10 protein-coding genes are annotated in these 12,340 nt (G+C 43.7%); 3 read left to right on the forward strand and 7 right to left on the reverse strand.

The window, feature by feature from the left end:
• Positions 1 to 8: 8 nt before the first annotated feature.
• The 7 genes from ACXAD4_RS11690 to ACXAD4_RS11720 all read right to left on the reverse strand — a co-directional run bounded on the left by ACXAD4_RS11690 (position 9) and on the right by ACXAD4_RS11720 (position 8,699).
• The gene (locus tag ACXAD4_RS11690) at positions 9 to 1,430 is read right to left on the reverse strand and encodes an MFS transporter (RefSeq protein ID WP_475241522.1); all 1,422 of its coding nucleotides are present in this window, start codon (positions 1,428 to 1,430) and stop codon (positions 9 to 11) included.
• A gap of 88 nt (positions 1,431 to 1,518) precedes the next feature.
• Entirely contained in the window at positions 1,519 to 2,991 is a 1,473-nt protein-coding gene (locus ACXAD4_RS11695) for a sulfatase family protein (RefSeq protein WP_475241524.1), read from the reverse strand.
• 341 nt (positions 2,992 to 3,332) lie between these two features.
• Positions 3,333 to 4,613, reverse strand: a complete 1,281-nt coding sequence (locus ACXAD4_RS11700) for a glucose-6-phosphate isomerase (RefSeq protein WP_475241526.1) — start codon at positions 4,611 to 4,613, stop codon at positions 3,333 to 3,335.
• On the reverse strand, positions 4,594 to 5,817 hold the full coding sequence (manA, locus tag ACXAD4_RS11705) for a mannose-6-phosphate isomerase, class I (protein ID WP_475241527.1): 1,224 nt from the start codon (positions 5,815 to 5,817) through the stop codon (positions 4,594 to 4,596). The genes ACXAD4_RS11700 and manA overlap by 20 nt, the downstream gene beginning before the upstream one ends.
• 4 nt (positions 5,818 to 5,821) lie before the next feature.
• The gene (locus ACXAD4_RS11710; protein WP_475241529.1) at positions 5,822 to 7,099 is read right to left on the reverse strand and encodes a TRAP transporter large permease; all 1,278 of its coding nucleotides are present in this window, start codon (positions 7,097 to 7,099) and stop codon (positions 5,822 to 5,824) included.
• Positions 7,100 to 7,102: 3 nt separating this feature from the next.
• The gene (locus ACXAD4_RS11715) at positions 7,103 to 7,636 is read right to left on the reverse strand and encodes a TRAP transporter small permease (protein WP_475241531.1); all 534 of its coding nucleotides are present in this window, start codon (positions 7,634 to 7,636) and stop codon (positions 7,103 to 7,105) included.
• 40 nt (positions 7,637 to 7,676) lie between these two features.
• Positions 7,677 to 8,699, reverse strand: a complete 1,023-nt coding sequence (locus ACXAD4_RS11720; protein ID WP_475241532.1) for a TRAP transporter substrate-binding protein — start codon at positions 8,697 to 8,699, stop codon at positions 7,677 to 7,679.
• 356 nt (positions 8,700 to 9,055) lie between these two features.
• On the opposite strand from ACXAD4_RS11720, the gene ACXAD4_RS11725 reads away from it, so the two are divergent.
• The 3 genes from ACXAD4_RS11725 to ACXAD4_RS11735 are packed head-to-tail and all read left to right on the forward strand — an operon-like array spanning position 9,056 to position 12,308.
• A complete protein-coding gene (locus tag ACXAD4_RS11725) occupies positions 9,056 to 9,946 on the forward strand; it encodes a PfkB family carbohydrate kinase (RefSeq protein WP_475241533.1) in 891 nt (296 codons plus the stop codon).
• A 14-nt stretch (positions 9,947 to 9,960) separates the two neighbouring features.
• A complete protein-coding gene (locus ACXAD4_RS11730; RefSeq protein WP_475241535.1) occupies positions 9,961 to 10,836 on the forward strand; it encodes a class II fructose-bisphosphate aldolase in 876 nt (291 codons plus the stop codon).
• A 35-nt stretch (positions 10,837 to 10,871) separates the two neighbouring features.
• The gene (locus ACXAD4_RS11735; protein WP_475241536.1) at positions 10,872 to 12,308 is read left to right on the forward strand and encodes a lactate racemase domain-containing protein; all 1,437 of its coding nucleotides are present in this window, start codon (positions 10,872 to 10,874) and stop codon (positions 12,306 to 12,308) included.
• The last annotated feature ends 32 nt before the right edge of the window (positions 12,309 to 12,340 follow it).

Genomic DNA, 12,340 nt, shown 5'->3' on the forward strand with positions numbered 1-12,340 from the left:
ATTGCGATTTAAGCTTCGTTTTTGGCGGTACGACGAAGTTTTAGCTCAGCCGTAATCTTTTCGAACAACTCGGGGGTGATGTAATACCAGCGCATCGCAATAATCGAGCAAGCATGGGCGAACGCTACTGTGAGGAATTTTAAAACTAATATGGTGTTCAGCACGTCATCAGGCTGGACTTCGTTTGGCGTGTAGTTAACCGATGCCAATGCATAACCGGTCAATAGGCCAGCCATCGCACTGCTGCACTTAGCGACAAATGTCATTATTGCTGTGGTCAGAGCATTGGCGTTATTACCTGTTTTATACTCACCGTATTCCACACAGTCTGGAATAAGTACCCACGTCAAGTTCCCGGCAAAGACATTACACGCCATTGATGCAACCAGTAAGCTGAACATCAACCATACCGGCAGAAAGTCAGCGGTGAAGTAGCAAAATACGCAGATAAGCAAGCCCGCCCAGCTCCCACCGAGAAACATCCCTTTTTTAGAAAACAGACGTCCTAGCAACGGCAATGAGGCGACCATGATAAACGGGATGAAGCTGCCAACCCCTTTAAGCATGGGAAACAAGGCTTCATTCATCATGTAATATTTGAAGAAATAAATGGCTATGGAAGTTTCCATAGCAAAACCAAAGATATTGGTCGCATGGGCGGTTACCAGGGCAATCAAAGGCTTGTTAGCCTTAACGGTTTTGTAGACCTGTTTAGGAGTTACTTTCTGAGTCGTTACCTGCTGCGCACTTTCCAGCGTATCACGCTTTTTGGCTCCATAGGCGCAAATCCAGAAGTTTACCGTTACCAGCGCACCGAAAATAACCCCAGTTACGCGCCAGCCTTCAAGGCCACCGCCAAACCAGTCAACCATGATCAACGGCAATGCTGTAGCCACGAAAGTCGCCAAGATCCCCAGCCCTTGTTTCATGGCAACAACCGTTGTCCTTTCGTGGTAGTTCGTGGTCATTACCGGTGTCAGCGCATGGTATGGAACGTTAATTACAGTTTGCGCCAACGAGTAGGTAATATAGGCCACATAAGCGAATACCACTTTGGATGTTACTGATAATTCTGGAGCCCAGAATAAAGCAGCAATAGTCAAGCCAAGAACGGGAGCACCAAAAATTAAATAAGGACGATATCGACCCATTTTGGTTCGGGTGGCGTCAGAAATCATGCCAAATAGTGGATCTGTTACCGCATCGATAAGACGCGTTACCAGAAAAATCTTACCAACTGTCAATGGATCTATGCCATACATATCAGTCAGGAAGAACATCAAGAATGTACCAATAAAATGGAACATTAAATTTGAACCAACTCCTCCCATACCATACGCAAAGAGTTCTTTTTTCGATAACGTTGCCAAAAACTTGCTTTTGGGTTTTTCTATTACGGCGGGATCTGCCGCTGCTTTTGCTACGGTCATATTAGACTCCGAGATTCACATTATTGGATTTTATTTATTGCTGGGCTGAGTTTTACTCAACCCATATATTTTTATTCAGAGAGCAGAACTATTTTTTTATAATTTTCGGGTGCTTTTGTTTTATTTTTTCTATTTGATCTTCACGCCCAGTCTCTTCCAGCCTTTTAAAGTATGCTTGGATATCTTCACATTTAGCATGGTGCGGCCCCCCCTCTTGCATGACTACACGCATGGGATCTTCGGTATTACCAAACGGTTGAGTTGTCATCATATGGTCATACCACTGCAAATACCGGTATGCCATATCTTTGACAATTTCAGGTAATTCATCTGCTAAATTGTATTGCTGATGAGGGTCATTTTTAATGTTGAATAGCATTTCCTGCGGGAATAAGTGAAGACCATCATGGTAGGTGCGGATATATATATAGTCACCATGCCTTACACTGCGCTGACAGACATGAGCACACTGGCTTAACACCAATGATTCGTGCCCCTCTTCTTTTCCTTGAGTAACTGCAGAAGCAAAGCTCTTACCTGTCCACAGCGGTAAAGGAGATTTCCCCATCATTTCTGCTAAAGTTGGAGCCCAGTCGATATTGTAATGCAGTGCATTATTTTCAATACCTGATTGCATGCCAGGCCAGCGGACAATAAATGGCACACGGCAGGTGATATTATCAGCGGTGGCATGCTCGCCGAATAATCCAAGTTCGCCAAGATTTTCACCGTGGTCAGAGCTAATCACGATAATGAGATCATCCATTACCCCCTTTGCCTCAAGAGCCGCAAAGATCTTGCCTAGGTGTTGATCCATATACCGAATACCGCAATCATAGCCATCAATCATTCGGCGGAATCCTGCCATTCCTTCAATCTCACCAGGCTGGCGGGGATATTGCTCATAGGTATTGTTATCCCACATATTAAAGTCTTGAGCTGAATGCGGCCCCGCTTTTTTCCAATATTCAGCCATCTTTTCTTCTGTCATCCATTCAGGCAGAGGATCATCACTGAACGGATTACCAAACTCTTCTGGCGCGCGATACGGCGTATGTGCATCCCAATAGTTAACATGCAGATACCAATCATCCTCATCACCATTTCGCTCAATCCAATCAAGCACGGTAGGCGTCACTTCTTCTGCGGATTCATGACCAGACCCACCGGTGTTATACATTTCAGTAAAACCGGCATAATAATGAAATAACGAATGGCGCTCAGGAAATGGACTGACCAACACCGTTCGCATATTGTTCTGTCTGAACAAGGTTGGCAATGCATTATGCTCTACATAACTCTTAAATTTGCGGCTTGCACCCTGCCCCCTAATATCACCGGCCGTACCGCCATGGCTGACGGCACCGTTATGGATCCCCTGCATACCTGTCATCATCGCCGTACGTGATGGAGCACACGGTGCATCGGATGCGTAATAGTTATTAAACCTAACCCCTTGTGCAGCAATTTTATCGATATTAGGGGAAGTATTACGTTGGTATCCATAACAACCTAAATGGTCAGGACGTAGGGTATCAAGATCAAGGTACAACACACGCATAGGGGTTCCTTTATATTTTTATCAAAGCAGTTAATAAGCGTTATTGGACGGAATATTCACTGATTCCAAATATGTAATCCACTCTTTAATTCCATATTTAAAATATACCTTATTTGGTATTTATGTGGAATTGAGCAATTTATGTTCTGTGATCGAACCATTTTAAAATCGCATTTAGTATTAACTTTACACTTTTAAATAATACTCACTTCAAGGGGCGGGCAGTTTATTACTTTGCTTTTCACCCATATTTGGGGTTCTGTTTCCTTACAAGAGACAATTTAAAAAAAAGAGCCGGCATTTAGCCGGCTCTTTTCTCACTAATTTCAAATATGAAATAATTAACTCTTCAATATTTTCATCATTTCAGCTTTGTACTGATCGACACCATTTTGATCAAATGGATTAACACCAGCCATGTAGCCACCAATAGCTACACTCATCATGAAGAAATACATCATGCCACCTAAGTGATACTCATCGAGTTTATCAATAGAGATCTCTAGGTTAGGAACACCACCTTCGGAATGAGCAACCATACTTGCTTGTTTGATAGAAGCTTGAATATGATTCAAAGATGAACCCGCAAGGAAACCCAAGTTATCCAAGTCTTCTTCCAGTGTAGGCACAGGCACATCAACTGGTTTATCAATCACATGAAGGACTGTCTCGAAAAGATTGCGTCGCCCTTCCTGTACCCATTGGCCCAACGAGTGTAGGTCGGTAGAGTAAAGCGCGCTAGCAGGAAACAGGCCTTTGCCATCTTTTCCGTCACTTTCGCCAAAGAGCTGCTTAAGCCATTCAGAGAAATACATCATATAAGGTTCATAATTAACAAAAAGCTCAATCTCTTTGCCTTTATGGGTCATGATATTTCGGATAATGGCATATTTAAGTGCAGGGTTGGCTTCTACCTCGTCAGACTCACAAACCGTCATCATCTGTTTTGCGCCGGTAAGTAGAGCATCAATGTCGATACCAGCAACAGCTAAAGGCAACAAACCAACTGGCGTAAATACAGAGAAACGCCCACCGACTTCGTTAGGTAGGTGATACATTGGATAGCCTTGCTCGGCAACGATATCCTTCAATGGGCCACGGAATTTATCCGTTGTGACGATGATACGTTCCTTTGCCCCCTCTTTGCCAAATCGGCGCTCAAGTTCTGCACGCAAGATTCTAAATGTCACTGCGGTTTCAAGTGCAATACCTTCTTTCGCAATAACGTTAATGCAATAGTTCTTATCTGCTAAATACTGCATTACCTCATCTAGGTAACGCGAGCTCAAGTTATGTGCAGTAAATAGAATTTCTGTTTTATGTTGTTTATCAACCGCAGGTTGAAGCGCTTCCATAATCGCTTTATGACCCAAGTATGAGCCACCGATCCCAATACAAACAAATGCGTCAAACTGTTGCTGAATGTTTTCAGCTCGTTGCTTGATGTCAGCAACTTCTTCTGAATCAATAGTTTCTGGTAGGCGGATCCAGCCGTGAAAATCGCTCCCGACACCTTCACCTGTCACCAGCTGTTGGTGGGCCAACTTCGCATAAGGAGCTAATTGAATGTATTCATGGCCTTTTACTGCCTGGTTAAGATATTCAGTATTTATTGATAGCATTTTTTGCTCCATAACTTGCAATATACCCCACACAATTGGTAGAGCTTAATAAAACTTTTGTATTGGCAGGTATGATAAATGTCTCACCCTGACAGTATTTCTTTAAATTTCCAGAAGACCAAACAGATAACTGCTTTTCCGCAACAAAGACCATTGTTAAATAATCTGAATGGTATTCAATCTCGTTATTTTCACTATCGAGATTAAGTTGACTTAAAATAAATGCTTCTGTGCCATTATGTTTATAACAACTAATATTCGCTTTGCCTTTTAACGAAGTAGGTACTAATAGTTGCGGTTTAACTTCACGGTAATCAATCAGGTGATGTACTTCATCAAGATCGACGTGCAGTTTGGTAGGCCCAATGCGTACTACATTGTCAGAGTTCGACATGATCTCGATATTCTGGCCAGCAAGATAGGCATGTGGGATCCCAGCACTTTGGTAGATCCCTTGCCCTACAGGCACCTTAACAATATTCATCATAAACATAGCAACCAAACCACGATCGAAACCGCTACTATGCTCCAGAACTGCCCTGCAAGCCCAAAATTCTGGCTGCAGTTTACTGATGTGACCACGAGTATAGAGCTCTTTGTTCGTATCTATAATTTCAGCGAGTAAAACATTGATATCTGCCTGTGGCATCCGCATCAACAATTCAAAAGCAGCCTGAACGCCAAACAAGCGAAGTTGATCACACAGGTAGCCAAACGAGGAATACGCAGAGAAACGCCTGATTATTGCCTCTGATGCCATAAAGCCATGTGCTAACCAACAGGGCGTCAGAGCAACCATCATCTCTGGCTTATCATTGCGATCACGGTAAGTTCTCTCTGGTGCTGTTCGTTCAATACCAAGTTGGTCCTGCCGTTCGAATCCTTCTTCAGCCTGAGCTTTAGTCGGGTGGACCTGTATCGCCAGCATGTGATTCACATCGAGAATCTTCATCAAAAATGGAAGTGGGAATTCGCCTTGGCGCTCTTCTTGAGCCTGTACCTGCTGATTGGCTCTAAGCCAGTCTAGTAATGGCAGCTTCTCACCATTGATCTCAACCAAAGAAGAATCATCAGGGTGCGCGCCTAACCACCACTCGGCATAGGGTTTGGAGTCCGAATTTTCCACCCCAACGAGTGAGGGGATATAAGACTCACCTCCCCAGGCATAATGGCGTGGTTTACCTAATATGGAATAAGTACTCATAACGCTACAGCCACATTGTCGAGAAGAATGGAATGAATGTAATCAGCAATAGCGATACAATCATGCCTAAGACTAGAGGATATGCCCCCTTGAAGACCTGAGGAACTGAGGTATTACTTAGCTGATTGGCGATAAACAAATTGCCACCAAACGGTGGTGTGACAAAGCCAATACCCAAATTGATGATCATCATAATACCAAACTGATAGACTCCCATTCCGAATTGCTGCAGTAATGGATATAACAGTGGCGTCAAGATAATGATTGCAGCCAGTGTATCCATAAAACAGCCAACAAACAGAAGGAACAGATTAATCATCAGCAATGTCATCAACATCGTACTGACGTTATCTGACATCATTCCAGCAATAAGTGCCGGGACATTCTGGGAGGTCAATACTTTGCCGAAGGCTGTCGCAAAGGTCATCAGGAACATTGCTACAACGGTGATCATCGCCGCTGTCGATAACACCTTGAACGTGTCGCGGATCTTAAGGTCTTTATGGACAAACACCCCAATAATATACGAATAGAAACACGCTACCGCAGCTGACTCTGTTGGCGTAAAGATACCGGAATAAATACCACCAAGAATAATTACAGGTGTCAGGATAGCCCAGCGAGCATGCTTAAAGGCGGCCATACGTGTCTTGAAAGTACCTTTCTCACGATGCGCTCCCCAGCCATTTAGCTTAGAGATCCACCATGCCGGTACTGCCATCCCAACAGCCAATAAGAAACCTGGAATAATGCCAGCCAAGAACATATCGGACACCGAGGTCGCGTACTGGGTCAGAGAGTAAATGATCATCGGGTTACTTGGCGGAATGATAATGGCAATAACACCAGAACACGCTGCCACCCCTGCAGCAAATCCAGGGTTATAACCTTGCTTTATCATGGCCGGAATGGTGATACTTCCCACCGCAGCAACGGTTGCAGGTGCAGAACCGGATAGGCCGCCGAAAATTACGCTGGTCATAATGGTTACGATAGCAAGGCCACCATACATATGACCAAAGAACTCTTCAGATAGGTCCAAAATACGCTGAGCTACACCACCAGTTGCCATAATGGTTCCAGCTAAAACAAACATCGGTATTGCCAGTAGCGGGAAGCTATCAATGGACTGGAAGGTATCTAGCGCCATCTCGAATATTTCAAGTCCGAGCATTTTATTGTAAACAATAAGAATAATACCAATTGCTATTGCAACGGGCACTCTGACCATCACCATGGCGATAAAGCCAAAAATTAACATTAATACCTGTACAGTGGTCATTGCTTACACCTCCTCATGAAGTGCTAGTTCTGTATTTCCAGACTTTCTGTAGTCCATTACGGCAGAAATAATTTTTTGGATAATACGAATACATGTTAAGCCGAAAGCAAAAGGCAACATTGACAGTTGAATCCAATATTCAAACCCTAATGCTTCTGTTTTAGTACCAAGCATTTTATGAAAATCAACGGCCTCTAATGCAGCTTGGGTAAATAGATACGCAAATATCAAAAACAGGATATTGGAAATAACATCCAAACATAGTTTCTTTGCTGCTGAAATATCTTGCGGCCACAAATCAATGATTATATGCCTATTCATTTTTACAGCCCAAGGCACACCAAGAAATACAATAAACAACATCAACATTCTTGCGATTTCATCAGTAAATGCTGACGGCGACATGAATACATATCGGTTCAGTACTTCAATATTTAAAGAGATGGCGATATAACCAAGCATGAGTGAACAAAAGAACTCTTCAAAATGCTGGTCAATTTTTTTTATGATGGTCAGTAACATAACTACCTCTACCATTAGTCACCTGCACTGATGTGCAGGTGACGTTGTTGCAGAATTACTGTACTGCTGCGGTTTTAATCAATTTGATAAACTTAAGTTCGTCTTCACTCAGGCCACGTGTCGCTAGAGGCTCAGCGGCTTCAATTGCCGCACGGCGGAATGAATTTAATTCCTCATCGGTTGGCTGAATAACCGTTGCGCCATTGTCTTCAAACGAAGTGAAAGCTACATCAATCGCATCATAATGGAGTTGCTTGGTTTTCATTACCGCTTCATCAGCAGCTTGCTGTAATATTGCTTGCTGCTCTTCTGGAAGACGGTCCCAGAAACGTTTATTAATTACAACGAACGTTGGATGCGCCTGGAAGTTCAGGTTATTAAACACTTTCGCCACTTCATTGAGAGCAAATGCTTGAGCGGTCACAGGAGGTATCGCCAGGCCATCAACAATACCTGTTTGCAGAGATGTGTAGACTTCGGAAATCCCCATTGTAGTACCAGCTGCTCCCCAGCTTTCTACAATGCCTCGCTCGACCGGGTTTGGAGTTACACGGAATTTCATACCACTAACATCATCCATAGTACGAACTTCTTTCCCGTTGGTTAACACCCCACGAAATTCAAACGGTGTTGCATAGAGTAAACGAAGGTTCTTTTCACCCAAAAACGCTTGTAATTGATCAGCAACGTCACCAGAAAGTCGACCATCTTCATATAGCAACTCAATACTCTGCTCTGGACCATCTAGCAAAAATGGCACATCGAAGGCCTTAAAAGCATCAACAACAGTACCCAAGTTCGCGCCAGACGTTTGCGCAGCGTGTACTTGACTACCAATCTGAGCTTTCTGCAACAGCTGTGTATCATTACCCAACGCACCACCAAAACTCGTTTGCACAGTAATCGAGCCATCAGATAACTCTTGCGCCCTCTCTTGAAACGCAATCATTGTCTGAGACATTGGCGTATTTTCTTGCGTTGTGTTGGCAATGGTCAAATGTGTGTTCTTAGCAAATGCTGACGTTGAGGTAATTGCCATAGTTAGGGCAGCGGCAAGAACAGTTACAGACCTCTTCATAATATATCCTTATCACGTTATTGGAGTTAACTAATTATTGGTTTGAATGGTTCATTCAAAATGAACTCTATTTTCTGGCTTCCGTTTTTTCTAATTTAAACATTTGCCCCATACAATTTATCGACATAGATCACACTAATCACAAATGTGATCTATGTCACCCCGCTTTTGTGATCTCATGCGATAACAACAAAAACATAAACCATTGTTTTTAAAGGACAATATTTAATTATAGAGACACCGATCACTATTTTAAAAAGTGAGGTATTGATCAAACAATGAGTTTAGGATGACAATATAGTCACTGGTTTGGGTTTCTCTGGCTTCCAATTATTTATATTTGTGAGGAACTCGTTTTGAATATTTTGTGTATTGGTAATGCCACTTGGGATCGTATATTCAATGTGAATGAAATCCCTTCTGAGGCAACAAAGTACTTTTCAACTTCATACCATGAAATAGGTGGTGGAGTGGCAGCGACTGCTGCAGTAGCAATTGCAACACTTGGGGCTAATGTCTCATTGTTAACCCGTTTAGGTAATGACAATGTAGGACGCGCAATCAAAGAAGATCTTAATAAATGGGGTGTCGATACTTCACTTCTCCAGCAATTTAATGACACCAGTTCAAGTAACGCTGTCGTGCATGTAGATCCCGCCGGTGAGCGTCAAATCACTGTTCATAGGGATCCGAATTTACCAGTAAATAGTGACTGGATAACTGAAGAATTGCTCGAGAACATTGATTGTATTTTATGTGATTGTACATGGAGTGAAGGTGCAGAAAAACTTCTCACCCTAGCCAATAGCAAAGGGATCCCATCAGTTATTGATGCTGATCTAGGTGGCGAGACAATGGCTAAGTTAGTCAGCTTAGGCACTGATGTAGCTTTCTCATACCCTGCCCTATGTCAGATGACTGGGGAAACAGACATAGAAAAAGCGCTGCTTGCAGCACAGCAAAATACCAACGGCACCGTATATGTGACCAATGGTGAACACGGCTGTTATTGGGTCGAAGACAATATTGTAAAACATGTCTCTGGGTATCGAGTAAATGTTGTTGATACGACGGGGGCCGGAGATGTTTTCCACGGTGCTCTGGCTTTTGCCATTGCCAAAAAACTCAAAGGCGAGAACGCTGTTAATTTCGCTAATGCTGTTGCGGCACTGAAATGTACCAAACCTGGGGGCCGAGCCGGTATTCCAGACTACGACCAAGTTATTAACTTTATTAAATCGCATTAAACAGGAATTTATTTATGGCTCTTGTCACATTAAAAGAAGTATTAGCTCACGCGAAAGAAAATAAATATGCCGTTGGCAGTTTTAATGCTGTTGATTTTAATCTTCTTCGTGGCTTAATTGCAGCAGCAGAAGAAGAGAAATCGCCAATTATTATTAATTTAGGCCAAGGTCAATTTCGCCTGACACCACCAGAGTTGCTTGCTCCGACTATGGTTAAGATGGCACAAGAAGCATCAGTACCTGTCGTGCTGCACCTTGATCATGGTAAAGATGTCGAAACATGTATTCGTGCTCTTCGCCTTGGCTTCTCGTCCATTATGTATGACGGCTCTGCCTTATCATTCGAAGAAAATCTAAAAAACACTCAAGAAGTCATTCGGTTTGCTAAATATTACGGCGCATCTGTCGAAGCTGAAATCGGAAAAGTCGGCAATACAGAAACCGGTGATGAAGAAGAAGTTCAGGCCGCTCAAGAGCAAACAGAAGATCAGCTCACCAAACCGGAAGAAGCCAAAGCCTTTGCCGAAGGCGCAACGGGTCTTGATGCCCTTGCTGTTGCATTTGGTACCGCTCACGGCCTTTACCATGGTGAACCAAAGCTCGACTTCGACCGCCTAAACGAAATCAACAAAGCTGTTGATGTCCCACTTGTCATGCACGGTGGCTCAGGCTTGGACGACAGCGTCTATCGCGATGCCATTGCCTGTGGCGTATGCAAGATAAATTACTTTACAAACATGTCTCACGATGTCGGTAAGCAAATTCAAACCATGCTGAACAGCAAAGATGAAGCGTATTACCACGACACTATTCTTTGCTCAATCGAAGCTACTAAGCAGCATGCTGCGCGAATTATGCAAGTCTTTGGTAGCAGCGGCCAAGCGAAATAAACCACTGGGTTAAAAAAAATTATATTGAGGAAAATATGAAAACAATTCAATTTGAATATGGCCCAGGTTTTATGGCCGCACAACTACCAGACTCTGCAGATGTATTTATTCCTGGTGAAACGGTCAAAGATCCGGAGGCTCTGGCTGACCCTATTTCAGCGACGCGTGACTCAATTCTAAACCCAATTGGTATGCCACCAATTAGCGAGCAGGTTAAACAAGGCTCAAAGGTCGCGATTGTCTTCCCTGACCGAGTTAAAGGCGGTTGCCATGATACTGCACACCGCCGAATCTCTATCCCAATTATTTTGGAAGAGTGCCGCAAAGCCGGCGTAGAGAAAAAAGACATTACGCTTATCTGTAGTAACGGCCTACACCGTAAGAATACTGAGAAAGAACTACGTGAAATCCTAGGCGATGAAGTCTTCAACGCGTTTTACTGGGAAGGCCAAGTGGTTAACCACGACAGTGAAGACTGGGACAACCTTGTTGATCTAGGCCGCAACGAGCATGGCGATAAAGTTGTCATGAACAAAACCGTATTCGAAGCAGATCTTGCTGTCATGATCGGACATACCCTCGGAAACCCTTACGGTGGTTACTCTGGTGGCTACAAGCACTGTGCAACAGGGATCACCAACTGGGAATGTATTGCTTCTCACCATATTCCACGGGTTATGCACCGTGAAGACTTCACCCCAGTATCAAGCAAAAGCCTGATGCGCCAGAAATTTGATCAGATTGGCAAGCACATGGAAGAACGTATGGGTAAGAAGTTCTTTACCTGTGATGCGGTACTGAATACTTTCTCCCAACAAATCTCGGTATACACCGGTGGTTGCGAAGATATTCAACCTCTATGCTTTGCCGATGCCGACAAGCGAACCTATGCCAACTGGGCTGAGAAAAAATACGACATCATGGTCTTCGGTATGCCGCAGAATTTCCACTACGGAAATGGCCACGGCACCAACCCGGTTCTGATGATGCAGGCCATCGGTGCACAGATCATCCGTCATAAACGAGTAATGTCCGACAACTGCGTCGTGATCTGCTCTTCGCTGTGTAACGGATATTTCCACGATGAAGAATTCCCTTCATACCGCAAGTTATTCGAGCTATTCCAAACGGACTACTGCAACACACTGATTGATATCAACAAGCACATTGAATATATCGCCCGTGACGAGGAAATGATCAAGCAATACCGCTTCAACTACGGATACCACCCTTTCCATGGTTTCTCGATGACTTCATGTGGCCATATTGCCGAAATGAACACCAAAGCGGTATACATCGTCGGCGCTCAAGAGCCAGGTTTGGCGCGCCAGATGGGCATGAAAACCCGAGCAACTTTTGAAGATGCATTGGCTGATGCAGTCCGTTACACCGGAGCAAACCCTAACATCCTTGCTCTGCCGCAAGCATTCACCCGTGCAGCAATGCATTTGGGTAGCAAAGAAGAACTATAACGAAAAACAATATTTTCCTGAGTTTGCCACCG

Source organism: Photobacterium sp. AWH4_225, assembly GCF_056158405.1.

What these genes read in the sequence shown, in the direction of transcription:
- manA (WP_475241527.1), bottom strand. Translation starts at nt 5,817, where the DNA reads ATGAGTACTTATTCCATATTAGGTAAACCACGCCATTATGCCTGGGGA.
- ACXAD4_RS11730 (WP_475241535.1), top strand. Translation starts at nt 9,961, where the DNA reads ATGGCTCTTGTCACATTAAAAGAAGTATTAGCTCACGCGAAAGAAAAT.
- ACXAD4_RS11690 (WP_475241522.1), bottom strand. Translation starts at nt 1,430, where the DNA reads ATGACCGTAGCAAAAGCAGCGGCAGATCCCGCCGTAATAGAAAAACCC.
- ACXAD4_RS11715 (WP_475241531.1), bottom strand. Translation starts at nt 7,636, where the DNA reads ATGGTAGAGGTAGTTATGTTACTGACCATCATAAAAAAAATTGACCAG.
- ACXAD4_RS11700 (WP_475241526.1), bottom strand. Translation starts at nt 4,613, where the DNA reads ATGCTATCAATAAATACTGAATATCTTAACCAGGCAGTAAAAGGCCAT.
- ACXAD4_RS11710 (WP_475241529.1), bottom strand. Translation starts at nt 7,099, where the DNA reads ATGACCACTGTACAGGTATTAATGTTAATTTTTGGCTTTATCGCCATG.
- ACXAD4_RS11720 (WP_475241532.1), bottom strand. Translation starts at nt 8,699, where the DNA reads ATGAAGAGGTCTGTAACTGTTCTTGCCGCTGCCCTAACTATGGCAATT.
- ACXAD4_RS11695 (WP_475241524.1), bottom strand. Translation starts at nt 2,991, where the DNA reads ATGCGTGTGTTGTACCTTGATCTTGATACCCTACGTCCTGACCATTTA.
- ACXAD4_RS11735 (WP_475241536.1), top strand. Translation starts at nt 10,872, where the DNA reads ATGAAAACAATTCAATTTGAATATGGCCCAGGTTTTATGGCCGCACAA.